The 24,772-nt window shown below is 70.1% G+C and carries 18 protein-coding genes; 7 read left to right on the top strand and 11 right to left on the bottom strand.

The features are described 5' to 3' along the window. Window positions 1-11: 11 nt before the first annotated feature. Both FB561_RS08855 and FB561_RS08850 read right to left on the bottom strand, forming a co-directional pair. Window positions 12-2,273 carry an NACHT domain-containing protein gene (locus tag FB561_RS08855; protein ID WP_238334724.1) on the bottom strand — a complete coding sequence of 754 codons (2,262 nt, stop codon included), beginning with the start codon at window positions 2,271-2,273 and terminating at the stop codon, window positions 12-14. A 585-nt stretch (window positions 2,274-2,858) separates the two neighbouring features. Beyond that, the gene (locus FB561_RS08850) at window positions 2,859-5,108 is read right to left on the bottom strand and encodes an NACHT domain-containing protein (protein ID WP_238334723.1); all 2,250 of its coding nucleotides are present in this window, start codon (window positions 5,106-5,108) and stop codon (window positions 2,859-2,861) included. Between the two features lie 380 nt (window positions 5,109-5,488). Here FB561_RS08850 and FB561_RS08845 point away from each other — a divergent pair, with 380 nt between their 5' ends. Further along, window positions 5,489-6,937, top strand: a complete 1,449-nt coding sequence (locus FB561_RS08845) for an MDR family MFS transporter (protein ID WP_145804882.1) — start codon at window positions 5,489-5,491, stop codon at window positions 6,935-6,937. 12 nt (window positions 6,938-6,949) lie between these two features. On the opposite strand, the gene FB561_RS08840 is transcribed toward FB561_RS08845, so the two are convergent. Further along, window positions 6,950-7,504 (bottom strand): hypothetical protein, encoded by a 555-nt coding sequence (locus tag FB561_RS08840; protein WP_145804880.1) that lies wholly within the window; start codon window positions 7,502-7,504, stop codon window positions 6,950-6,952. A gap of 40 nt (window positions 7,505-7,544) precedes the next feature. Between FB561_RS08840 and FB561_RS08835 the strand changes: the two genes are divergently transcribed. Continuing rightward, window positions 7,545-8,591 carry a GNAT family N-acetyltransferase gene (locus FB561_RS08835; protein ID WP_145804878.1) on the top strand — a complete coding sequence of 349 codons (1,047 nt, stop codon included), beginning with the start codon at window positions 7,545-7,547 and terminating at the stop codon, window positions 8,589-8,591. A gap of 420 nt (window positions 8,592-9,011) precedes the next feature. On the opposite strand, the gene FB561_RS37775 is transcribed toward FB561_RS08835, so the two are convergent. Continuing rightward, the gene (locus tag FB561_RS37775; protein ID WP_170284607.1) at window positions 9,012-9,176 is read right to left on the bottom strand and encodes a hypothetical protein; all 165 of its coding nucleotides are present in this window, start codon (window positions 9,174-9,176) and stop codon (window positions 9,012-9,014) included. Between the two features lie 231 nt (window positions 9,177-9,407). Between FB561_RS37775 and FB561_RS08830 the strand changes: the two genes are divergently transcribed. The 4 genes from FB561_RS08830 to FB561_RS08815 all read left to right on the top strand — a co-directional run bounded on the left by FB561_RS08830 (window position 9,408) and on the right by FB561_RS08815 (window position 13,483). Then, window positions 9,408-10,703 carry an NsdA family TPR-like regulatory protein gene (locus tag FB561_RS08830; RefSeq protein ID WP_145804876.1) on the top strand — a complete coding sequence of 432 codons (1,296 nt, stop codon included), beginning with the start codon at window positions 9,408-9,410 and terminating at the stop codon, window positions 10,701-10,703. Continuing rightward, the gene (locus FB561_RS08825; RefSeq protein WP_145804874.1) at window positions 10,700-11,236 is read left to right on the top strand and encodes a GNAT family N-acetyltransferase; all 537 of its coding nucleotides are present in this window, start codon (window positions 10,700-10,702) and stop codon (window positions 11,234-11,236) included. Before FB561_RS08830 ends, FB561_RS08825 begins: the two co-directional genes overlap by 4 nt. Before the next feature lie 59 nt (window positions 11,237-11,295). Beyond that, entirely contained in the window at window positions 11,296-12,201 is a 906-nt protein-coding gene (locus FB561_RS08820) for an oxygenase MpaB family protein (RefSeq protein WP_145804872.1), read from the top strand. A 79-nt stretch (window positions 12,202-12,280) separates the two neighbouring features. Then, window positions 12,281-13,483 (top strand): ROK family transcriptional regulator, encoded by a 1,203-nt coding sequence (locus FB561_RS08815; protein ID WP_145804870.1) that lies wholly within the window; start codon window positions 12,281-12,283, stop codon window positions 13,481-13,483. Window positions 13,484-13,565: 82 nt separating this feature from the next. Here the strand turns inward: FB561_RS08815 and FB561_RS08810 are convergent, their stop codons facing one another. The 3 genes from FB561_RS08810 to FB561_RS08800 form a co-directional block, all read right to left on the bottom strand. Next, window positions 13,566-14,819, bottom strand: coding sequence for an IS110 family RNA-guided transposase (locus FB561_RS08810; protein WP_145804868.1), 1,254 nt, complete (start codon window positions 14,817-14,819; stop codon window positions 13,566-13,568). Between the two features lie 641 nt (window positions 14,820-15,460). Further along, on the bottom strand, window positions 15,461-16,057 hold the full coding sequence (locus FB561_RS08805) for a ParA family protein (RefSeq protein ID WP_145804866.1): 597 nt from the start codon (window positions 16,055-16,057) through the stop codon (window positions 15,461-15,463). 101 nt (window positions 16,058-16,158) lie between these two features. Next, a complete protein-coding gene (locus FB561_RS08800; RefSeq protein WP_145804864.1) occupies window positions 16,159-17,043 on the bottom strand; it encodes an NAD(P)-dependent oxidoreductase in 885 nt (294 codons plus the stop codon). Window positions 17,044-17,111: 68 nt separating this feature from the next. Between FB561_RS08800 and FB561_RS08795 the strand changes: the two genes are divergently transcribed. Further along, window positions 17,112-20,117 carry an AfsR/SARP family transcriptional regulator gene (locus FB561_RS08795; RefSeq protein WP_145804862.1) on the top strand — a complete coding sequence of 1,002 codons (3,006 nt, stop codon included), beginning with the start codon at window positions 17,112-17,114 and terminating at the stop codon, window positions 20,115-20,117. Here FB561_RS08795 and FB561_RS08790 read toward each other — a convergent pair. The 4 genes from FB561_RS08790 to FB561_RS08775 form a co-directional block, all read right to left on the bottom strand. Then, entirely contained in the window at window positions 20,074-21,036 is a 963-nt protein-coding gene (locus FB561_RS08790; RefSeq protein ID WP_238334722.1) for an ABC transporter substrate-binding protein, read from the bottom strand. The genes FB561_RS08795 and FB561_RS08790 overlap by 44 nt on opposite strands. Beyond that, the gene (locus FB561_RS08785) at window positions 21,033-22,988 is read right to left on the bottom strand and encodes an ABC transporter permease subunit (RefSeq protein WP_145804858.1); all 1,956 of its coding nucleotides are present in this window, start codon (window positions 22,986-22,988) and stop codon (window positions 21,033-21,035) included. Before FB561_RS08785 ends, FB561_RS08790 begins: the two co-directional genes overlap by 4 nt. After that, window positions 22,988-24,190 (bottom strand): quaternary amine ABC transporter ATP-binding protein, encoded by a 1,203-nt coding sequence (locus tag FB561_RS08780; RefSeq protein ID WP_145804856.1) that lies wholly within the window; start codon window positions 24,188-24,190, stop codon window positions 22,988-22,990. Before FB561_RS08780 ends, FB561_RS08785 begins: the two co-directional genes overlap by 1 nt. Window positions 24,191-24,293: 103 nt before the next feature. Further along, complete coding sequence (locus tag FB561_RS08775; protein ID WP_145804854.1) at window positions 24,294-24,752, bottom strand: group II truncated hemoglobin; 459 nt, start codon at window positions 24,750-24,752, stop codon at window positions 24,294-24,296. Window positions 24,753-24,772 lie beyond the last annotated feature (20 nt).

The raw sequence follows: 24,772 nt of genomic DNA, 5'->3' as shown, positions 1-24,772 counted from the left end.
CCCCTGACTGATCACCGTGCTCGTACTGTACGAGGTGGCCTAGAGTCGCGGCGGGTGGTGATGCGGTGGTCCACCTTGGCGGCGAGAGCGTCGGGGTCGCATTCGGCCAGGTGGTCGCGGACGAGCAGGTGGATGAACGCGTACTCCCCGCGTCCGGTCCGCGACAACACGAAGCGATCCGCGGCGTACCGGAGAAACGCCCGGCGACGCCACGGCAGGTACCCGGTCCAGCGCAGCAACAAGCCGTGCAGCAGCCGCGACGTCGGACCGGCGAACAACGGCGGCCGCCGACGCCACGCCTTCGCGGCGACCACGCCGGCGATCACCCCGAGCACGCCCTCCGGCTCCGGCGCACCGAGCTCCGCGCCGAGTCCGACCGCGACCACGATCGCCGCCCCGAGTCCGGCGACCACCCACAGGTCCATCAGGTCCCGGCCGTCCTCGCGATCGCGGGAGTACACCAGGTGGTCCATCGGCAACGCCTTCACCAACCGGATGCCTTGGGCAACGATCAACCCGATGGCGACACCGCTGACGTACGCGCCTGGGCGATCGGTGACGGCGAGCACGACCCAGCTCCCGGCGGTGACCACGGCCAGCCGCAACAGCAACCACCACCTGCGCCGATCGCCGTGCGACACGATCAGCTCGACCCCGTACGACGCTCCGATCGCCGCTGCTTCGACGACCAGACCGAGCCAGGTCGGCAGGACGGTGAGCAACCAGATCGTGCCGAGGACCGCAGCGCAGCCTGCGACCACGCCGGCCATCACCATCACCGCCGCCAGCAGAAACGGTGGTCGCTCGGATCTCTCCCGGAACGTGCGCCACGGCCGTGGCCGAATGTGGACCAGCAGCAGACTCATCACCCCCACGGCCAGCCCTGCCGGCACGCCGTACAAGGCGGAGGCGGCGAGCGCCGAACCACCGACCAGCCCGGCGAAGAGCGCGGGGAGACACACCTTGTGGGCGAGCGAACCGACAGCGGGAAGGACCAGGCCGTACCAGCCGTTCGGGGTGAGCCAGCGCGGTACCGCGATCCGATCGCCGGCGCGACTCCGGGTCCACCACGCGAGGCACCACAACGAACGAACAGCGGTCCGCGCGTCGTACTGGGTGCCGACCGCGCGTTGCCGGGAGAGCACCTCCGCGACGTACGTGTCGAACAGCTCCCGCCGATGGTCGGCCACCGCACCGGCAGCGATCTCGCGAGCGTCGCGGCCCTGGTACGCGAGGGCCATGACGTTGAGCATCAGCGGTGAGTCGACCAGGTCCCACAGATCGTCGTCCTGTTCGACGGCGGCCCGCGCACCGGCCAGGTCGTCGCCGGCCGCGGTGAAGTAGTCGAGCACCTGTCGACGGCTCAACGGGCGGATCCGCACCGCGCCGTACAAGCTGAGCGGCTCGGGGAGTTGCTCGTAGTCCTGAATCCGGCAGGTGATCGCGAGCTGCCCGATCAGATAGCGCCGCCGGAGTTCGTCGAGTACTTGGGCGAGCTTGTCGCGGTAGGAGGGCGTGATCTCGTCGACCCCGTCGAGCAGGAGCGCCAAACGTCCCCGGCTGAGCCAGACCCGGCCGACCGGGGCCGGGATCTGGTACCGCGCATCCAGCTCGTCGAGCAACCAGGCAACGAAGTTCGCGAGCAGAGGACTGTCGGCAGGATCGTCGTCGTCCTCGGGCCGGGCAGGCGTCGCACCGGTCCACCCGGCGAGATCGACGAGCACGGGCAGAGGTTGCTCGTGGTCCCGGTCGGCCTCGTCGGCGAGAGAGCGAGCGAGGTCGAGAAGCAGCGTGCTCTTGCCCGAACCAGGGGCGCCGAGGATGACCATCGAGTCCTGCAACTCATCGAACGCGGCGGCGATGTCGGCGTCTTCGTGAACCTCCGCGACGGTGCTGTGCAGGGGTCTCACGAGCAGGTCGTACGGGCGGACGACGGCAGCCGAACTCTCGTCCAACGCGAGGGCCAACCGGGTACGGGAAGCGAGCGATCCGGCGAACCGCTGACGGTAGTACCGCTCGATGTGGGCCAGCGCGTTGGGGCGGTTACGCGGCTGGTCGGCGGACCGGGCGGTGCGGGTGACGATCCGCCGACTGCGGTACTCGATCACGCCGGTGAGGATCGCGGCGAGCCAGAGAATGCCGACCGCGGGCCACGTCCAGCGGACGTATTCGGCGAGGAAGTCGGGGGCGGTCCCACCGGTGCCGACGTTGATGGCGATCGGGAGCAGTACGAGCGTGAGCGAAACCGTGAAGACAAGAAAGCCAACCCGCAAAACCCCACGCATCCTCACCCCGCCGAGCGTACCGATCCCCAGGCTCCCCATAACCCACCGAAGGCGAGGGATGAGTACAACGGTCAGGCGGTAGATAGCTGGAGACGCGAGCAAGCTCGTAGCAGTAGTTGAAGCAGGCGGTCAGCCGAGCAGCCGCACCCGCCGCCGTCGCTGTCAACAGCAGCCGCCAGCACCCCAGTGCCGCCGCTCGCCTACCTCAACCACAACCGCGAGCTTGCTCGCGTACCCAACCAGGCAACGACCGACCGACAAACAACTGGCGGACCGAGGCAGCCGTACAACCAACCGCCAGCACGTGGCCGGGGACGCGAGCAAGCTCGCAGCAGACGTTGAGGTAGACAATCAGCCGAACAAACCACGCCGGCCGCCGCCGCCAGTACCCCAGTGCCGCCGCTCGCCTACCTCAACAACAACCGCGAGCTCGCTCGCGCACCCAACCACGCAACGACCGACCGACAAACAACTGACGGGTCCAGGCAGCTGTACAAGTCACCGCCTGCACGTGGCCGGGGATGTGAGTAAGCACGTAGTTGTTGGTGCCGGCAGCAAAGACCGCCAACCGCCTCAGTCCGCCAGTACCGCCGCAGTTCGGGTTGCCTCGCGTTCTTCCAGGCGGGTGTTCACCCGCGCCGCCAGTTCGTCGGGGTCGCAGTCGGCCAGGTGGTCGCGGACGAGGAGGTGGATGAAGGCGTACTGCTCGCCGGCGAGGCGGTCGAGTTGGCCTGTGGGGGCGAGGAGGTGGCGGTCGGCGGCGAAGCGGAGGAAGGCTCGGCGGCGCCAGGGGAGGTAGCCCGTCCAGCGGAGGGGTGCTCCGTGGAGGATTCGGGAGACTGTTTCGGTCAGGCGGTAGCCGACGACCTGCCAGCCTTGGGAGGCTGTTGCGCCGAGCAAGAGCCCGAGGAGTGGTTCCGGTCCGGTTCGCAGCTTGCCGCTCAGGATCGCGGCGACCACGACCGCCCCCACGCCCACCGGAATCACCCAGCGCGCGATCGCCCAGCGGAACCGCGGTCCGTCCACCCACTCGGTGCTCGGATCACGCGCGACCAACTGGTCCATCGGCAGTCTCGCGATCAGGCGTACCCCTTCCGCGCCCACCAGGCCGACGAGGAACGCCTCCAGCAACACCTCGGGCGTACTCACCCGGGCCAACGCCAGTCCGGTCAGTACGCACAACATCACCAGTCGCAGCCGGACCAGGTACTTCGTCGGCCGGTCGTCCCCGCCGACCAGGAAGACTTCCCGCAACGACGCCGCCACGACCCCACCCACCACGAGCAGAGTCGCCAGCCAAGTCGGCAGGATCGCGACCACTCCCGCACCGATCGCGGTCAGCGCGAGTCCGGTCAGTAGAGCACCACCAACGATGAGGGCCGCGATCGTCCCGACCGGACCCGGTGGACCCTCCCGGAAGACGCGCCACGTTCCGCGTTGCTGGATCAGCACGAGCGCGACCGCGCCCGCCGCGACCCCGGCCGGTACGCCGAACAGCAGTGTCGCCGTCATCGCGAACCCGGCCACGAATCCCGCGAACAACGCCGGCAGGCAGATCAGGTGGGCGAGCCGGCTGACTTCGGGCAGCACCATCCCGTACCAACCACCCGGCGGCAGGCGGCGCGGCAGCATGATGCGATCGCCTTCGCCCATCCGGGTCCAGCGAGCCAGGCACCACAGGGACCGCAGCACGGTCCTGGACGGGTACTGGCCGCTGCCGGACCGATGCCGGACCAGCACCTCGATCACGTACGTGTCGAACAGTTCGCGCCGATGGTCAGCGACCGCCCCCGAAGCCACCTCGCCGGCGGCGCGCCCTTGGTACGCGAGGGCGACCACGTTGAGCATCAGCGGTGAGTCGACCATGTCCCACAGCTCGGCGTCCCGCTCGACGGCGGCGCGCGCACCGGCCAGGTCGTCGCCGCCGGCGGTGAAGTACTCGAGCACCTGCGCGCGGCTCAACGGCCGGATCTGCACCGCGCCGTACAACCCGAGCGGCCGCGCGAGATCTTCGTACTCCTTCGTGCGCGACGTGATCGCGAGCTGGCTGACCAAATAGTTCTGCCGGAGCTGCTCCAGGATCGCGGTCAGCCGCTCCCGCTGACCGGCGGCGACCTCGTCCAACCCGTCCAGCAACAACGCGAGCCGCCCGTCCCGCAGCCACACCCGGCCGACCGGCGCGGGAATCCCGTACCGCGAGCTGCACTCGTCGAGCAACCAGCGAACGAAAGCCGCGAGCGGAGCAGTGTCCGCGGGATCGTCGTCCGTCGGCCGGCCAGGCGCGGTACCGGGCCCGGTCCACCCGGCGAGATCGATGAGCACGGGCACGGGGCGGGACGGATCAGCGTTCGCCTGGTCGAGGAGGGACCGGGCGAGGTCCATCAACAGCGTCGTCTTCCCGGCCCCAGGAGCACCCAGGACGAGCATCGAATCCTGCAACTCGTCGAAGATCCGCGCCACGTCCGTCCCCCGGCGCACGGTCCCGGACCCACTCTCCAGAGGCTGCACGAGCAGGTCGTACGGCCGAACCGCCTCCGGCCGTTCCTCGACCGACAACGCGAGCCGCAGCTTGGACCGAAGCGAGCCCGCCGACCGCTCGACGAGATACCGATCGACCCGGCCGAGCGCGTTGGGACGATTGCGCGGCTGATCGGCGGATCGCGCGGAAGTGGTCGCGAACCGACTCCGGTACTCGATGACACCGGTGACGATCGCGGCGCACCAGAGCAGGCCGATGACGGGCCAGGTCCAGTCGACGTACCTGGCGAGGAAGTCCGGGGCGGTACCACCGGTGCCGACGTTGATGGCGATCGGCAGCAGCACGAGCGTGAGCGAAACAGTGAAGACAATGACGGCAAACCTCAACAGCCCGCGCATCCTCACCCACGGAGCGTACCGACCCGCCGGGCCCCTGAACCCCAAGGTTTACCCAAATGGTCTAGGCCGCGGGCCGACTCCGGCCCAGGTGACGGCGACGCGAGCCCGCAGCTGAGGCGCCCGGCCGAGCCGAGCGGGGGACCGCCACCACTCACCAATGTCGGCTCCGACGTCAGGTCGGGGGTGCTCCTACGGTCCGACCTTGCAGGGGAACAGGAGTTGGTGAGTGGTGTGCGTCCGCGCTCACCCCTTGGGCCTGGCTTGCGTCCAGCCGGCGAACCGGGGTTCGTGGAATCGTTCGGTTTTCAGTTAAGTTGCGGTTTGTCATGACTACTGAGCGGATCGACCGGGCGAGTGTGGGGCTGCGGTCGGAGCGGGGTCCGATTCTGCTCGCGGTGATGTTGAGTATCGGGCTGGTCGCGATCGACGCCACGATCCTCGCGACCGCGGTGCCTTCGGTGGTCGAGGATCTTGGCGGGTTCACGCAGTTCCCCTGGTTGTTCTCGATCTACCTGCTCGCCCAGGCGATCTCGGTACCGATCTACGGCAAGCTCGCCGATCTGCGCGGGCGGAAGCCGATCATGTTGCTCGGGATCGCGCTGTTCGTGCTCGGATCGGTGCTCTGCGGATTCGCCTGGAACATGCCCGCGTTGATCGCGTTCCGGTTGATCCAGGGCCTCGGCGCCGGCGCGATCCAGCCGATGGGAATGACCATCGTCGGCGACATCTACACGGTCGCCGAGCGCGCCAAGGTGCAGGGGTACATCGCGAGCGTGTGGGGGATCTCGTCGTTCGTCGGGCCGACGCTCGGGGGTGTGTTCTCCGACTTCATCTCCTGGCGCTGGATCTTCTTCGTGAACATCCCGCTCGGGCTCGCCGCGGCGTGGGTGCTGCTGCGCCGGTTCGAGGAGAACGTCGCGTCGACCACGCGGCACAAGATCGACTACTGGGGCACGATCCTGCTCGCCGTCGGCGGTTCGCTGCTCCTGCTCGGGCTGCTCGAGGGCGGCGTGATGTGGAACTGGGACTCGGTCACGAGTATCGCGATCCTGGCCGTGTCCGCGGTGCTGCTGATCGCGTTCGCGCTGGTCGAGCGCCGGGCCGCCGAGCCGGTGCTGCCGATGTGGGTGTTCGGGCAACGCGTCCTGAACTCGGCGAACTCGTCCGCCCTGCTGGTCGGCGTCCTGATGATCGGCCTGTCCACCTACGTACCGCTGTACGCGCAGGGCGTGCTCGGGACGAGTGCCCTGGTGGCCGGGTTCGCGCTGGCCGCGATGACGCTGGGCTGGCCGATCGCGGCTTCGGTGGCCGGGCGGATCTACCTGCGGCTCGGGTTCCGGACCACGATGGTGTTCGGCGCGGCGATCGTGATCGTCGGCTCGGTGCTGCTGTTGACGGTGACCTCGGACAGCTCGGTGCTGTACCTCGCGTTCGCCTGCTTCGTGATCGGGATCGGGCTCGGCTTCTCGGCCTCACCGGGTGTCGTCGCGGCCCAGTCCTCGGTGGACTGGCGCAGCCGTGGCGTGGTCACCGGGGCCAACATGTTCGCCCGGTCGGTCGGCAGCGCGGTCGGCGTCGCCGTCTTCGGCGCGGTCGCGAACGCGGTGGTCGCGTCCCGCCTCGGCTCGTCCCACGAGGACCTGGAGAGCCTCCCGGGTTCGGTCCTCGCCCCGGCGATCCACGACGTGTACTACGGCGCCGCGGCGGCTGCGGTACTCCTCATCGTGGCCGTCCTCTTCATGCCGAACCGCGTCACCGAACACCCGCGGACCTGAGCGACTCCGCGCTCAGGGCGTCTTGCCGACCAGGGCGACCACCAGGCCCGCCGTGGTGAGGACGCAGAAGGTGGCCGCGAAGGTTCGGCCGAGCTTGGTGAGCGTGGACTTGCTCGGGGTGCGGCCGCTCTTGCGGAGGATCAGCAGGCCGATGACGGTGAGCGCGAGAGTGGCGAAGATCGGCAGGATGCCGGCCGCCCAGCCGTAGCCGAGGAGTTTGGCGTCGGCGGCCGCGGTCCCGAAGCGGTGCTCGATGGTGCTGAGGCGTCTCGGCAGCAGGAACGCGCCGCTCGCGATCCAGACGACGAGGACGTAGGTCAGGGCCGGCCGGGCGCCGCGGGAGAGGCGTTCGCGGAGTACGACGGCGGTGGCCGCGACGACGAACGGGAGGCCGCCCCAGCACCAGCCGAGCAGGCGGAGCGGGAGTTCGCGGTGACCGACGGTCCGGCCGAGGGCGCCGACGACGTCCTCACCGATGAAGCCGCCGCCGATTCCGCAACCGACGGCGACGCCGAGGAAGAGCAGCGCGGAGCGGGAGACGACGGGCGACGGTTTGGCTGCGGACACGGGTCGGCACTCTGCCACGGCCGCGGTCTACGTTGCTCGTATGCGTGAGGTGGATTGTGTCGGGGCGCTGATCCGGGACGACCGGCAGCGGGTGTACGTCCAGCGGCGGAGCGCGACCCGGCGGTTGCTGCCGGGAATCTGGGACATCGTCGGCGGCCATGTCGAAGCCGGCGAGACGCCCGAACAGACGCTCGCCCGCGAGGTCGAGGAGGAGACGGGGTGGAAGGTCCGCGAGATCCTGGCCCCGATCGCCGACTGGGAGTGGGAGTACGAGGGCCGCGTCCGCCGTGAACTCGACTACCTGATCACCGTCGACGGCGATCTCACCCGGCCCTGGCTGGAGGAGGGCAAGCACGACGCGAACGCCTGGGTCGGGCCGGACGACCTGGAGCTGCTGATGGTCGGCCGGACCGACGGGGACCGCCGCCTCCGCGACATAGTGGCCGCCACGGTCCGGACCAGGCTCACCGAACGCCTCCGCCTCGAACCGGTCACCGGACCAGGCGAGGTCCACACCGGACATGCGGAGGACCTGGTCCGGGTTTTCGCGGACCCGTGGGTGGCGCAGTGGTACGGCGAACCGTGGTCAGCCGCCCAAGCCGTACGCCGTGCCGCAGCGATGCAGCGTGGTTGGGAAGAGGACGGCGCGAGCAAGTGGATGGCGTACGAGCGGGACGGTGGCTCCCTGGTCGGGCGCGGCGGGCTCTCGCGGATCCCGGCCGGCTCCTCGGTCGCCGACCGCATCGCGGATCTGCTCCGGACCGCGCCCACCGGTGGGGAGGCGGTTGCGGCCGAGTGGACCGCTGGGCGGGTCGAGGTCGGGTGGTCCTTGGTCACCGAGGCGCGCGGACGCGGGTTGGCGACCGAGATCGGGCGGGCCGGGCTGGCGTACGCCTTCGAGACGCTCGGGGTCGCGTCGGTGATCGCTTTCACCGAGCGGCACAACGCGGCCTCGCGGGCGGTGATGGAGCGGCTCGGCATGACCGAAGTCGGCGAGATCGCCGCCGAGGGCCTGGCCGAGGGGTCCGCGGAACTCCGCCCGGACGCGCCGTTCGCCGTCTACCTGGCGGACCAGAACCGGACCTGAGCGGTCCTGCGGAGGACCGGCGGCGGGTTGTCCACAAGTACGGGACTTATCCACAGGGCCCAGAAATGGCTCCGCTGTGTGACCACCCAGGCGCGGCGGTCACACAGCGGAGTCGACCACCGTGGCGGTGGCTCGTGGTGAGGTTCGCGAGCCACCGGTTCGCCCGGCCCGAGGTGTCGGCCAGGAGGTGGTGGGTTGGAACGGCTGGGCGGCGGCGAGACAGGGACTCAGCCGCCGGCCCAGCCGGGCTGTGGGCGGTGCGGTCCGGAGCTGAGGAGTGCTCCGGACCGCACCTGGGGTTTCGCCCAGGGCTGAGGATTGCCCCGGACCTTTCCAGACGCTGCTCCTGGACGTGAGGAGTCTCCAGGTGCAGCCGCCAGGGCCTTGAGGAGGGACCCAGGCGCGATCAGGTGTCCGCTGTCAGTCCTGCGGACCGAGGAGGTCGTTCGTGACCCGGAGACCGGCGAACCGGCGCCGCATGGCCTGCTCGTACCGCGCGGCCAACGGCGCTTCCGCGACGTACTGCGCGATCACGTGCTCGCCGAACCAGACCCGCACCCTGCGGCGCTGCTGCCTGGCCGTCATCTCCGCGACTGTCACTACTTGCTCACCCCGTAACTCTCAGGCCTTGCAACCAGTTGGACTTACTGGTTGTCATGGCAGTAATGGTGCACAAGCCGACCGTGACCGCTCTAGGACCTGGAGAGGACCTTTGCCGGACCTCTTCCGGACCTCTGGCGGACATCTGGAGGACTGCACCTTGTCGTGGGGCATGAGTCGAGACAACGTCTCTTTCTGACGTGAACGGGAGGAACGATGGCGAGTAGGTTCGCGCCAAAGACGGTCCTGGCGCACCTGATCCAGCGCCGGAACCAGACCTACTCCGAGATCGTCGCCGAGTTCGTCGAGCTGGGTGGAACCATCACCGAGCGGCACCTGCGGCGGCTCGCATCGGGCGAGCGCGCAGGCACCACTCCTCAGACCCGGCGCACCCTGCAACGCATGTTCGGCAAGCCGGTCGAGGAGCTCCTCGCGCCGTACGTCGCCGAACAGGCCGCCCAGGTGGTGCCGGCACCTGCCGCGAGTGGACGGATCACGACAGGTACTGAGATGGAGGTTCTCGACATGGCTGCCAGCCGAGCACGGGCGTTCGCCCTCGCGGCCCAGTCCGGTCTCGGAAGCGAGGCCATGGAACAGGTGTACGACGACGTCCGGCACGTCGCCACGGCCTACCCGCAGCGCCCGCTGCCGGAGATCCTCGGCCAGCTGGTCGAGACCCAGGATCTGGTCTTCGCCCTGCTGGAGAGCCGGCAACGCCCCGAGCACCTGCGGCAGCTGTACTTCCTCGGTGGTGTCACCGGTGGTCTGCTCAGCAAGGCGTCGCACGACCTCGGCAACCCGCACGCCGCGATGACGCAGGCGCGGACCGCGTTCCTGTGCGCCGACAACGCCGACCACAACGGCCTGCGCGCCTGGGTCCGCGGTCTGCAGTCCCTGGTCTCGTACTGGGCCGGCAACCCGCACGACTCGGTCCGGTACGCCCAGCTCGGCGCCGGGTACGCCGAGCAGGCGAACAGCACCACCAGCGTCTGGCTCCCGGTGAGCGAGGCGCGGGCGTGGGCCGCGCTGGGCAACTCCGACGCCACCCGGGCCGCCCTCGAGCGGGCCGAGGAGGCGTGGACCTCGGTGCGCTCCGACGAGCTCGACGAGATGGGTGGCCTGTGCACCTTCGGCCGCAACCGGCAGCTGTACTACGCGGCCGACGCGCTCGCCTGGTTGCCCGGCGAGGTGGACACCGCCGAGCGGTACTCCAGCCAGGCCGTCGACGCGTACACGGACCAGTCGCACCCCGAGTGGGCCTTCGGCGACGCCGCCGGCAGCCACGCCGCGATGGCGATCACCCGGATCGTCAGCGGTGAGCTGGACGGGGCCGCGGACGCGATCGCGCCGGTGCTGACGCTGCCGACCGAGCGCCGGATCAACGGCGTGGTGCACTCCGCCCGCCGGGTCCACCAGGCGCTGCGGCAGTCCGGCCGGGCCGAGGACGCCCGGGAACTGCAGGAGGAGATCGAGAGCTTCACCCGGACGCCGATGCAGACGTTCCCGCGGTGAGGCCGCTCACCGGTGACGGCACCAGGCTGCGCGAGGTCCGGTCCGAGGACCTCGACGCCTATCTGGCCGTCGTCGGTGACGACCGGGTCACCAGCTGGCTGTCCTTCGACAGCTACGACCCGGACCGGGCCCGGACCAGTCTGGCGAGCATCGTCGACCGGTCGGCCCAGGAGGACCGCCCCGACTATCTGCTCGCCGTCACCCGCCTTGACGACGACCGGATGATCGGGTTCGTCCGGCTCGGCCCGACCGGTGTCCAGGCCGCCCACCTCGGGTACGCGATCGCCTTCGACCACTGGGGCCACGGGTACGCGACCGACGCGGCGCGGACGCTGCTCCGGTTCGCCTTCGAGGAGCTCGGCCTGCACCGGGTCAGCGCCGCGATCGGCCCGGAGAACCAGGGGTCCGTCAAGGTCGCCGAGCGGCTCGGCTTCAGCTACGAGGGCCGGATCCGGGACCACGTCTTCACCAACGGCACCTGGCGCGACTCGCTGCTGTTCTCGATCCTCGTCACCGAGTGGACGACCGCCTGACACCACCGCCCGACCGGCCCCCGGGTGACCGGGCTGGTGCGACTGGGGAGACTGGTCGTATGGCCGCCTCCAGTGCGCAACCCACCGAAGGCCTGCTCGACCCGGTCCGGGACGGGCTCGCCAAGATGATCATGACCAAGGTCGCCGGCCCGGATCCGCGGGCCGAACGGCACCGGGTGCACAACACCCCGGGGCCACGCTGGTTCGCGCCCGACCGCCCGATCCGCCGGGTCCACGGCGACGCGTCGATGTTCACCGGCGGACTCCGCGCGCTCCTGCTCCAGTCGCTCCACCCGCTCGCGATGGCGGCCGTGTCCGCCCATTCCGGCTACCGCGGTGACCCGTGGGGCCGATTGCGCCGTACGAGCTACTTCCTCGCGATCACCACGTACGGCGCTGCCGCCGACGCGGAGGAGGCCGTTGCCCGGGTCCGTGGGGTCCACCAGCGCGTCCGCGGGACCAGCCCGGACGGTACGCCGTACCGCGCGGGTGACCCGCATCTGCTGAAGTGGGTGCACCTGGCCGAGGTGGACAGCTTCCTGGCCGCGCACCAGCAGTACGGGGCGGACCCACTCGACTCGGCCGAGCAGGACGCGTACGTCGAGGACACGGCGCTGGTGGCTCGCGCGTTGGGCGTCGTGGATCCACCGACGACGCTCGTGGACCTGCGGCAGATGCTGGACGCGTACAAGCCGGAGCTGCGCGGGACCACCGAGGCACGGCAGGCGGCGCGGTTCATCCTGGTCCACCCACCGGTCCCGTGGGCCGCGCGACCGGCGTACGGGGTGTTGACGGCGGCCGCGGTCCGGCTGCTGCCCTGGTGGACGCGTTGGCCGTTGCGGTTGCCGTACCTGCCGTTGGCGGAGGCCACCGTGGTCCGCGCGGCCGGGGACGGGCTGACTCGGACCATCCGGTGGGCGTTGACCTCGCCGACGCTGGGTCATATCGACATATCCACACCCTGACCGGGTCGGCGTGCACGTTTTTGCGCGAGCCTGCGCACCCGGCGCACGGGAATGCCCGGTTCGCCGGTAGTTTGCTGCCATGTCACCGCGCCCGAATCCCGCACTGCCGCTGGCGACGCCGGCCGGGGTCGAGGTGCTGACCAGGATCCTCACCCAGGGCCCGATCCCGCGCGTCGAGATCGCCCGCCGGGCCGGATTGTCGCAGGCCGCGGTGACGAAGGCGGTCGCACCGCTGATCGAGGCCGGGTTCGTCACCGATCAGCCGGTCACGGCGCGGTCCGGTGAAGTGGTGGAGGCGCAGCTGGGGATCGGCCGGCCGGTGAGCCCGCTGACCGTGATCCGGAACAGCGTCTCGGTGATCGGGCTGAAGGTGACACCGACCGCGCTGATCGGCGTGACCACGGACTTCAGCGCCGGCATCATCACGGCACGCCAGCAACCACTCCCGGATCACTCGGTCGAGACAGTGCTGCAGCGACTGACCGATCTCGCGAGCGAACTGATCGGCACACTGGGCGACGATTCAGGTCCGCTGATCGGCATCGGCGTCGCGGTCTCGGGGGATGTGGACGCGGAGCACGGCGTCGTCCGGGACTCGCCGTTCATGGGCTGGCGGGACGTCGGAGTGGGCGAGCTGCTGACCGAGAAGCTCGGCGTACCGGTCGTGGTGACGAACGACGTGCGCGCGCTGACGGTGTCGGAGCACTGGTTCGGCGTCGGGGTGAACGCGGACTCGTTCGCGGTGGTGACGATCGGGTCGGGCGTGGGCTGCGGGCTGTACATCAACGGCGAGGTGGTGTCCGGGGCGCACGGCGTCTCGGGCGAACTCGGCCATCTGCCGCTGGCGCCTGGTGAGTTGGTGTGTACGTGCGGCCGACGTGGATGCGTCGAAACGGTGGCGTCCTCGGACGCGATCCTCAACCGCACCCGGGAAACCACCGGCCGGCCCGACCTGGATCTGTCCGGCGCGATCGAGCTGGCGCACGGCGGCGACGAGAACGCCCGCGAAGCCTTCGACCGAGCCGGCGAGGTGATCGGGTCCGCCCTCGCCGCGATGGTGAATCTGGTCGGCCCGGAGCTGGTGGTCATCGCCGGCGAAGGCGTGGCCGACTACGACCTGTACGAACAAAGAATGCGAGAAGCCTTCGCAGCCCACGCCTTCGGGGCGGCCGGAGACTGCCGCCTCATGCTCCGCTCCCACACCTTCAACGATTGGGCCCGCGGCGCAGCAGCAACAGTCATCCGCTCGTACGTCCGCGGCGAACAACCATTTCAGAGATAAGAACCTTCGAGAACTGCCCCGCTGAGGTAAGCAGTAAGAGATTCTGCGACCTGTAGCCGGGGACGCGAGCAAGTGTCCTGTGTCAACGTGGGTGGTTGGTTTGGGGTGTGAGTAGGCGTTGGAGTGCGTGGTGGTGGGTGGGTTGGTAGGGGGTGTGTTGTTGCCAGCAGTGCCAGATGATGTGGAGCCAGGCGCGGGCGAGGATGCGGACGGCGTGGGGGTGGGTGTGTCCGCGGTTGCGGGCTTGGTGGTAGAGGTTGGCGGCCCAGGGGTTGGTTTTGCGGGAGTCGGCGGCGAAGTCGCAGATGGCGTCGCGGAGTTGTTTGTCGGCGGCGAAGCGGTAGTGGACGGTGCGTTGGGTGCCTGATTGGCGGGTGGTGGGAGCGACGCCGGCCAGGCAGGTCAGGGCTTGTGGGGTGGGGTAGCGGGCGCGGCAGTCGCCGAGTTCGCTGAGTAGGCGGGCGGCGCGGATGGTGCCGGAGCGGGGCAGGCTGGTGAAGATGTGCGCGTCGGTGTGGTGGGCGAGTTGGGTGGCGATCTGGTCGTTCAGGGTGGTGATCTGGGTGTTGAGACAGGTCAGGACGGCGACCAGGGCGTGGGTGATGTGGCGGTTGGCGGTGCTGGCGGGGCCGGTGGTGCCGCGGGGTGCGGTGGTTAGCCGGGTGTGCAGGACGGCGGGGCTGGTGCGGCCGCAGTAGCCGGTCGAGCGGAGCCAGGCGGCCAGCCGGGTCGGGGTGAGCCAGTCGGCGCGGTCTTGGCAGTCGAACCGGGTCAGGAACCGCAGGCTGATCGGGGCGTCGATCCGGTTGAACAGTCCGACCGCGCCGGGGAAGTTGATCAACAGGTGGGCGCGTAGCTGGTTGGCCACGGCCACGCGGTGTTCGACCAGGTCTTTGCGGGCCCGGCAGGTCTGGCGCAGGGTGATCGTGGCGGGGCTGTCAGGGGTGAGTGGCCGCAGCCGGGCCCGGTCGGTGCGCAGGGTGTCGGCCAGCACGAACGCGTCGAACCGGTCGTCTTTGTTCCCGGCCGATCCGTACCGGCCGCGCAGGTTCCTCAACTGGTTCGGGCTGATCACCACCACGGTGAGTCCGGCCTCGAGCAGTGCCGCCACGACCGGGCCGTCACCGCGTTCGATCGCTACCTCGGCCACGCCCAGTTTCTGCAGCCGCTCGACCAGCCGCCGCAGCTGCGGGCCGGTGTTGGGAACCGTCCAGCGCTCACACTCGACACCGCGGCCATCGACCACCGCGACCGCATGATCATCACGCGCCCAGTCCAGACCGGCGGTCACACCGTTGAGTGGTTCCTCGGACAGGGTGTTTCTGGCAGACTCCACGTCAGCCTCCTCGCTGCTAGTCCCAGTGGGGAGGCACCCCTTTTGGGTGCGGGGTCCAGGCCACGACTGCCGCATCGCTCACTGTCGGCGCTCCACGGCGCAAAGCCCTGTCGACGGTCGGCATGACCCAGAAACCGCCGAACCCCGCACAACTTGCTCCGGACATCCCCCAGCATCCAGCTCGCACGGCGATGATCCGACGGCCCCCAGGGGTGCATCGGTAACCATCCACGGCCACCAACACCACCAGGGTCCACCAGTGAGCTCGCAGCAGTTGTTTAGGCAAGCGTTGAGGTTTAGCGCGCCCGAACGTGGCGGGCGGATGCGAGACACCACAGGCCTGGGTGGCGGGTTGTGTGATGGGTGGCGGGCTGTAACACGTCATTCATCAAACAACCTGGGGGTCAGCTGGGCGTACGACTGCTTCTCGCTTGTGGTCGGGCGCGCGAGTGAGCTCGCAGCTATTAGGTTGGCGGTGCGCGGGTGGTTGATCGACCACCCGCGCGCCTCCGCTTGGCCTGCTGCCCCGACAACTGCTGCGAGCTAGCTCGCGTGCCCAGCCCGAGACTGCGAACCTTGTTGCCGCCGACATCGAGGACCAGCCGCGAAATCCAGTCCTTGGTTATTCCTGAATCCGACCCTCAGCTTCGGGCTGCGGCCAGGACTTTTCGCCAGACTTTTTTGTAGGAGTCCAGGCCGTCTGGGGCGAGGGGGCCTGCTGGGCCGGCGGTGATGCTTACTCTTTCGGGGATGGTGCCCCAGACCGGGATGTTCTCGGAGGCGTACTGCTGCATGGTTTCCTGGTACGCCCTGGTGTAGGTGCGGGCCGAGCAGATGACCAGGCCGACTGGGGTTTCGTCCGGGACCAGGTCGAGGACTGCTTTGACTCGCGGGGTTTCGACGCCGCCGACCCTGGTCGGGATCAGCACGATGCGGGCGCGTTCCAGGGCCTTGTTCAGCAGCCTTTCGTGCGACGGCGGCATGTCGACGACGCCGATGCCCTCGGGTGGGACCTTGTCCAGGGCTTTGGTGAGCAGCCGCTCGGTCGGTGCCTCGGCGATCTCGATCCGGTCCAGGTTGTCGTCGTCGGACGCCTCGATCCAGTCCGCCGCGCTGCCCTGCGGATCAGCGTCGATGAGGGTGGCTGTGCGGCGGTTGGAAGATGCCAGCGCGGCGAGGTACACCGACGTGGTTGTCTTGCCGACCCCGCCCTTCAGTGCAGCTGTCACGATGATCATGGGACCGACGCTACCGGGTTTCGGCCGATTTCCGGCGTGTCGTCGGCGTTGCCCGTGGCCCCCGTGATAGTTGCCGGGGGCCTCGAACACCGTCCTCGGGTCTAGGCGACCGGCTTCCGGATCGACTCCACCACCGAGGTCAGGCCCTGCCGGCCGTGTCCTTCGGCGTCCGCTCGGGCGAAGAGCGCGGCCAGCGCACCCGGCATCGTCGTGTCCAGACCGTTCTGCGCGAACGTGTCGGCCAGGTGCTCGGCGCCGACGGCCTGCATGTGCAGGTTGTTCTGCTCGCCCGGGTACTCGCCGCGCTCGAGCTCGGTGGTGATCAGGTTGAGGAAACCCATCGGGCCGTCCTCGGTGACCTCGGTCAGCATCGTCGCGACGTACCCGCGGAGGCTGCCGAGGTCGACGCCCGCTGTACCGATCAGCGCGGCGGAGTAGAAGTAGCTGGTGAGTGTCGTCCAGAAGATGTTCAGCATGGCCTGGTAGAAGAGCATCGCCAGGCCCGGGTCAGACCCGACGTACTCGACCCGGCCGAGCACCTCCAGCGTGGCGCTGTGCCGGTCGAGCGAGTCCCGCGGTCCGCTGTAGAACGAGTACGCGGTGGGCTGGCCGATACCGGGCGGCGGGACCATGATGCCGCCGGTGACGAGGGTGGCGCCGTGGTCCGTGGCCCAGGTGCTGGCCGCGCGGAGACGTTCAGGGCTGTCGGAGCTGAGGTTGACGAGGACCTTGCCGGTCAGGTCCGCGTCGGCGACGGAGTCGAACATGGCGTTGTAGTCGACCTGGCTGATCACGATCAGGCTGGACGCCGCGACCGCCTCGGCCGCGGTGGGTGCTTCGACGGCGCCGGCCGTGACCAGGCGGTCGGCGCGACCGGGAGTGCGGTTCCAGACGGTGGTGGGGTGGCCGGCGGCGAGCAGGACCTCCGCCATGGTCGAGCCCATGGCGCCGAGGCCGATGACGGTGACTGCTTCTCGGGTACTCATGGCTCGATGCTCGGCGAGCGCGCTACGGATTCCCTACGGGTGTCGTTCGGGCTGGCTACTGTTGCGGCGTGTACTTCGAGGTGCTCGGGCCGCTCGTCGTGCGGACCGACGCCGGCGAGCCCGTCGTCGTGCCCGACACCAAGGTCCGCACGTTGCTGCTCGACCTGCTCGTACACCGCGGGCGGCCGGTGCCCGCGGACCGGCTGATCGACGACCTCTGGGGCGCCAAGCCGCCCCGCAACGCGATCGGGACGTTGCAGGCGCGGGTCTCGCAGTTGCGGACCGCGTTCGAGCGGGCCGAGCCGGGTGCGCGGTCGCTGGTCCGTCACGGCGCCGGTGGGTACACGCTGGACGTCCCGGAGGACGTTGTCGACAGCAACGAATTCGAGCGGCTCCGCGGAAACGGCGAGCTCGCGGCCGCCCTCGGGCTGTGGCGGGGACCCGCGTACGCCGATGTGGTGGACGCCGAGTTCGCGAGGACGGCCCGGGATCGGCTGGAGGAGCTGCGGCTGACGACGCTCGAGGATCACCTGGAGCTCCGTCAGACCCAAGGGGACGAGGTCCTCGGCGAGGTGGTCGCGCTGGTCTCGGACCATCCGTTGCGCGAGCGCCTTCGCGGGATCCAGCTGCGCGCGCTCTATCGGGCCGGTCGCCAGGACGAGGCGCTGCGGGCCTTCGCCGAGCTGCGCGAGCTCCTCGCGGACGAGCTCGGCGCGGATCCCGGTCCGGAGCTGGCCGCGATCCACGAGGCGATCCTCCGGCACGATCCCGGTTTGTCGGCTCAGCCGCGTTCGACCGTGCCGATGCCCCTGGATCACCTCATCGGTCGCGACCAGGCAATGAAGGACGCCGCCCAATTCCTCAAGACCAACCGGCTGGTGACCCTGATCGGTCCGGGCGGCGTTGGCAAGACGCGGCTCGCGGTCGAGCTAGCGACCAAGGCGACGGCGTACTGGGTCGAGCTGGCCGGTGTCGGGGCGGCTGACGTGGTGGGCGCTGTCGCTGCGGTGGTCGGGGTACGGGACGACAGCTCGGACCTGCCGGCCCGGGTCGGGCAGGCGTTGCGATCGCGACCCGGTTTGGTTGTCCTCGACAACTGTGAGCACCTGCTCGATGCGGCGGCCGACACCGTACGCCAACTGCTGGCCGAGGTCCCGGAGATGCGGGTGCTGGCCACGAGCCGGGAGGCGCTCGGGCTCGTGGGCGAGCGGCTGTTCGAGGTTGTCCCACTCGACGACGACTCGGCGGCCGAGTTGTTCACCGCTCGCGCGATCGCGGCCGCCGGGGTCGTGGACGACGCCGAGGCGGTCACCGCGATCTGCCGGCAGCTCGACGGGATCCCGCTCGCGCTCGAGCTGGCCGCGACCCGGGTCCGCGGACTCGGGCTGGCGAATCTCGCCGCCGGGCTCGACGACCGGTTCCGCCTGCTCGCCGGCGGTCGGGGCGTACCGGAGCGGCAGCGGACCCTGCGGGCGACGCTCGACTGGAGCTGGGAGTTGCTCGGTGCGGACGAGCGGACGATGTTGCGCCGGCTCGCGGTCCACGCCGACGGCTTCACCCTCGAGGCGGCCGCGGAGGTCGGGGACCAGCCGGCCGAGTTGGTAGGGCGACTTGTCGACAGGTCGCTCGTGGTCCCCACCGGCGACCGGTACCGCCTGCTCGAGTCCGTCGTCGCGTACGGCCAGGAGCGTCTCGCCGAAGCCGGTGAGACCGCCCGGACCAGGACCAGGCACGCGGCGTACTACGCGGCCCTCGCCGAACGCGCCGAGCCCCAACTTCGCGGCGACAACCAGTGCACCTGGCTCGAACGCCTCGACCAGGAGAGCGCCAACCTCCGCCTCGCCCTGCAGTACGCCTCACCACAGCAAGCCCTCCGCCTGGTGAACGCGGCCGCCTGGTACTGGTACCTCCGCGGCCGTCTCGGCGAGGGCCGCCGCGCCCTCGCGACCGCGTTGGAGCGGAACCCGGATCCCAGCCCAGCCCGGGCCGCCGCGATGGTCTGGCAGGTCGGCTTCACCGCCACGGCCGCCGACGGCAGCAACCTCACCGAGGCCAGCGAGAGCGCGCTCAGCTCGTACGACGAGTTCGACGAGCCGATCGGCCAGGCACGAGCACTGTGGTTCCTCACCGCGACGCAATGGGCGTACGGCGATCCGGAGCTGCTGATGCGGCGGATCGACCAGGCGATCGCGACGTTCACCCGGGCGGGCGACAAGTGGGGGCTCGCGGCAACGTTGAGTACCCGGGCCCAGCTCGCGATCACGCACGCGGATCTCCCGGCGATGCGGCGGGACGGTGAGGAGAGCCTGCGACTGTTCGGCGAGATCGGTGACGGCTGGGGACGCCTGCAGGCCGGGTACGCGTTGATCGTCGCGGCCGAGATCACCGGCGACTACCCGAAGGCCACCGGGTACCTGCAGGAGTCGCTGCGCTTGGCGGAGTCGCTGGGACTGTGGACCGAGGTCTCGTTCCGTACCTCGGGTCTCGGCCGGATCGCGTTGCTCACCGGGGACTACGCGCGCGCCGACGAGTTGCACGAGGCGGCTCGGCGGATCGCGATCGAGCACTCGAACAAGTCCGCCGAGGAGTACGCCGAGGTCGGGCTCGGGCTGGCCGCACGACGCCAGGGCCGGCTGGACGAGGCCGAGGAACGGCTGGGGAAGTGGCTGACCTGGCTGACCCAGGTCGGCGGGATCGCGGGAGTCGCCTTCGTCACGGCCCAGCTCGGCTTCATCGCCGAACAACGCGGCGACCACGAACGGGCGGCCGAGCTCCACGAACGCGGCCACCAGGCGGCGCGGGAGCTCGGCGACGAACGCGCGATCGCGCTCGCCCTGGAGGGCCTGGCCGGGGCGAAGGCGGCCGCGGCCCTGTCCCGACCGGACGACGCCTCAGCCGCGGTGTTCACCGAGGCCGAAACCCTGCTGGCCGAGGCCGAGGCTCTGTTGGCCGAGGCGGAAGCGCTCCGGCGGGCGGTCGGTCTCCCGTTGCCGCCCGCGGAGCGGTTCGACGTCGATCGGATCGCCGGGGTTATTTCCCGAGCCAGGCGTCGACCTTCGCCCGGTTGTCGTTGACCCACTTCTCGGCCGCGGCGTCCGGGCTCAGCTTGTCCTCGGCGATGTACTTCGCCACCTGGTTCTGGTCGTCGTTGGTCCAGCTGAAGTTCTTCACCAGCTCGTACGCCGGGCTGCCGGAGTCGGCGAACTTCTTCGCGACGATCTTGTCCAGGTCGTACGCCGGGTAGTCGCAGGCCACCTTCGCCGGGTCCGCGTCGCAGCCCTTGGTGTACGCGGGCAGGTCGACCTTGACCAGCTTGAGCTCGTTGAAGAACCACTGCGGCTCGTAGAAGTAGCCGATCACCGGCTTCTTGTTCTTCTCCGCGTCCCGGAACGCCTGGATCAGCGCGGTCTCGCTGCCGGCGTAGACGACCTTGTAGTCCAGCTTGAGGTTCTTCACCAGCGCCTCGTCGTTGGTGACGAAGGACGGGTCGCCGTCGAGCAGCTGGCCCTTGCCGCCGGACTCGGTGGTCTTGAACAGCGCGGCGAACTTGTTCAGGTTCTTCCAGTCCTTCAGTTCCGGGCGCTCGGCGGCCAGCCACGGCGGCAGGTACCAGCCGATCACGCCCTTGTTGCCGGACGGCCCGACGACGACGGCGACCTTCTGCTCGTCGACGTACTTCTTCTTCAGGTCCTCGTGGCCCCAGTTCTCCAGCACCGCGTCGACCTCACCGGTGCCGAAGCCCTGCCAGGAGATCTCCTCCTTGAGATTCTTCTTCACCACCTTGCAGCCGAGTTCCTTGGTCGCCACGTACGCGACGACGGCGGCGTTCGCCTCGTAGCCGACCCACGGGCTGACGGCGAGGTTGAAGCTGCCGCACTCCTTGCCACCACCGGCCTCGGGCTGCTCGGCGTCGCCGACCTTCGCACCACCACACGCGGCCAGGCTGAGTGCCAGCGCCGTCAGTACCCCGACGGAGCGGAGCTTCTTGGTCACCACTTGTCTCCTCCGACTGTTCCTCTGAACTTCCGCGGCCGGGCTGCGGCCTGCGTGATGCGGTCGAGCATGACGCCGAGCAGGACGATGGCCAGGCCGGCCGCGAGTCCCTTGCCGTACAGCTCGCTCTGCGCGAAGCCGGCGGCCACGTCGTACCCGAGGGCGCCGGCGCCGACCAGGCCGCCGACGACGACCATCGACAGCACGTAGATGAGGCCCTGGTTGACCGCCAGCGTGATCGCCCGGCGGGCCACCGGCAGCTGGACCTTGCTGATCACCTGCCAGCTGCTGGAGCCGACCGAGTTCGCCGCCTCGACCGTCGCGACCGGGACCGCGCGGATCCCGTCGGCCACGATCTTGGTGGTCACCGGGACCGCGAACACGACGGCCGCCGCGATCGCGGTGAACCGGCTGGTGCCGAACAACGCGAGGAACGGCACCAGGTACACGAACGGCGGCATCGTCTGTCCCGCGTCCAGGACCGGCCGGATCCAGCTGTCGATCCGCTGGTTCCGCCCCGCCCACACACCGAGAACGAGGCCCACGGCAACCACAACCACGGTCGCCAGCAGCGTCGACGCGAGCGTCACCATCGCGTCGTGCCAGACCCCGGTCCCGACCAGCAGGCCGAGGCACGCCGCCGCCGGAACCGCGGCCCGCCAACCGCCGAGCACCAACGCGAGCAGCACGACCACGACCGACACGAGCCACCACGGCGAATCGGTGAGCAGTGTCTGGAGCGGATTGAGTACGCCGGTGGTGACCGCGTCGCGGACGCCGTAGGTGAAGCCGCCGAAGACGTCCTGGACCCAGGTGGTCACGTCGGTCGCGACGACCGCGATCCGGGAGCCGACGTCCGCCGTGGCCGGGAACTCGGCCGCCCACACGTACGTCCGGGAGAACCAGATCGCCACCAGTACGCCGGCCGCGCCCGCGCCGAGCAGGGCCTTGCGCCGGATGCTCGCGGTTCGCCAGGGCCGGTCGCCCGCGGCGGTGGTCACCCGGTCGAGCACGATCGCGAGCACGACGATCGCGAGTCCCGCGTTGAACGCGACCCCGACGTCGAGCGTCTGCAGCGCCTTCAGCACCGTCTGGCCGAGACCGGGCGCGTCGATCAGCGCGGCCACCGTGACCATCGACAACGCGGCCATGATCGTCTGGTTGATCCCGACCACGACCGTGCTGCGGGACAGCGGCAGCTGCACCTTCGTCAGGGTCTGGCCGCGGGTGGAGCCGAGCGACCGGGCCGCCTCGACGCTCTCGGTCGGCACCGAGCGCAGCGCGTGCGCGGTCAGCCGGACGACGGGCGGCGCCGCGTAGATCACGGTCGCGATCGTCGCCGCGGCCGGGCCGATCGCGAAGAACAGCGTCAGCGGCGCGAGGTATACGAAGGTCGGCAGCGTCTGCATCAGGTCGAGCACGAGCTTGGTGACCCGGAACATCCGGTGCGACAACCCGGCCCAGATCCCGAGCGGGATCCCGACCAGCAGCGCGAGCAGCACCGCGGCGAGGGTCAGGGCGAGCGTGTCCATACTCTGCTGCCACAGCCCCTGCAGGCCGACGAACGTGAGCCCCGCGGCGGTCAGTACCGCGACCTTCCAGTTGCCGAACGCCCATGCCAGATACGCCGAGACCGCGACCACGCCGAGCCAGCCGATCACCGGCACGGGCCGCCCGTACGACGGCTGGGCGATCACGTCCTGCAGCAGCACCACGAACTGGCCGACGGCGACCCGGATCGTGTCGAAGACGACGTTCCCGGAGCCGAGGACGTCGGCCTGTTCGGTCAGCCAACGGTGCAGCCGGGTGGTCTCCTGGCCGCCGAGGACGAGGGTGTCGATCCCGCGGAGCAGGAAGAACGCGGCGAGCCAGCCGACCAGCAGGATCCCGACGAGGACCGCACGCCGCGGCCGCCGGACCTCGAGCTCGACGGACCCGGTGATCGCCGCCATCAGGCGGGGTCTCGCCGGTCCGGACCGCGGACCGGGTCCACCGGACGGCCGGCTTCACCCTGAGTTCCGAGCCGCGCGTCGACCGGCGCAGTGACTCCGGCATCGACCCGGGCGCCGGCCGGCAGGTCGAGGCGGCGGCCGGACTCGGGTGCCTTGTCGGCGACGACGGCGAGGATCTCTTCGTCGCCGACCACGCCGAGCAGTTGCCCGTCGGCGACCACCTTGACCGGGCGGTCCGCCTCCAGCACCAGCCGGGTCGCCTCGCGGACCAGCACGTCGGGACCGAGCTCCGGCCCGTCGAGCTGCTCGTCCGGGCGCGGCTGCCGCACGATCCAGCGCAGCGTCAGCACGTCGGCGCGCGGGACGTCCCGGACGAACTCGCGGACGTAGTCGTCGGCCGGTGCGCCGACCAGCTCGTCGCCGGTCCCGAGCTGGACGGGGGCGCCGTCGCGCAGCAGCAGGATCCGGTCGCCCAGCTTGAGCGCCTCGGACAGGTCGTGGGTGATGAACACCATGGTCTTGCCGACCTCGCGGTGCAGCCGGACCACCTCGGTCTGCATCTCCCGCCGGATCAGCGGGTCGAGCGCGGAGAACGGCTCGTCGAAGAGCAGCACGTCCGGGTCGTTCGCCAGCGCGCGGGCCAGGCCGACGCGCTGCTGCATGCCGCCGGACAGCTGCTCGGGGTAGAAGTTCTCGTGTCCGCGCAGGCCGACCAGGTCGATCACCTCGTGCGCGCGGCGCCGGCGGTCCGGCTTGCTCTCGCCGCGGATCTCCAGGCCGTACGAGACGTTGTCGATCACCTTGCGGTGCGGCAGCAGGCCGAAGTGCTGGAAGACCATCGAGAACTTGCTCCGCCGCAGCGTCCGCAGCCGCTTCTCGTCGGCGGCCCGCAGGTCCTCGCCCTCGAACACGATCCGGCCCGCGGTCGGCTCGATCAGTCGGGTCAAGCAGCGGACCAGGGTCGATTTGCCGGAGCCGGACAGCCCCATCACGACGAAGACCTCACCGGGTGCGACGTCGAAGCTCAGGTCCCGGACGGCCGCGGTACAGCCGGTCCGCCGGTACAGCTCGGCGCGGCTCAGGCCGGCCAGCTCGGGGCGGTGCGGAACCCGGCCCGCCTTCGGCCCGAAGACCTTCCACAGACCTTCGATCGACAGCAGCGCGTCGGCGCCGGCCTCGGGAGACTCGAGCTGAGCGGTCACAGTGTTCACCCTCGCGTCCCGGGGTCGTCGTGAACCGCGACTGTACCGAAACCATGGTTCCCCGGTCGGCCCCCGGGTGTCTTCGGAGTCAACCAGTCCCGGGTCAGGGCTGGTACGGCGGCGCCTCGCCCCAGCCCCAGCGCGGTACCGGTGCCTCCGGCGGCGGGGTCACCCCGGGCTGCGAGTTCGCCAGCGCGATCCGGGTCCCCCACTCGACGTACGCGACGAAGGCGGACCGGAACTCGGGATCGTCGGGCAGCCCGGCCGGGTCGGCGCTGGCCGCGATCAGGGCGGCCCAGCGAGCGCGCTGCTCCTCGGTGAGGCCGAGGTTCAGGTGGTGGGAGAGCATCGCCGGGTACCCGCCGAGCTCTTCGGTGTACCGCTTCGGGCCGCCGAACACCTCACCGAGCCAGATCGTCACGTGCTCACGGTGCTGCGGGCTCATGTGCGCGAACACGGGCGCGAGCAGCGGATCCTCGAGGACCCGGTCGTAGAACTCCTCGGTCAGCCGCCGGAACGCCTGCGCCCCGCCGGCCCACTCGTACACGGTCGGTGTGCTCACCTTGATCCCCTCCTGAAGCC

Origin of the sequence: Kribbella amoyensis, assembly GCF_007828865.1 — a bacterium.
Classification (GTDB): domain Bacteria; phylum Actinomycetota; class Actinomycetes; order Propionibacteriales; family Kribbellaceae; genus Kribbella; species Kribbella amoyensis.
The sequence above is the reverse complement of the archived record's forward strand: the minus strand, read 5'-3'. Positions and strand labels throughout refer to the sequence as shown.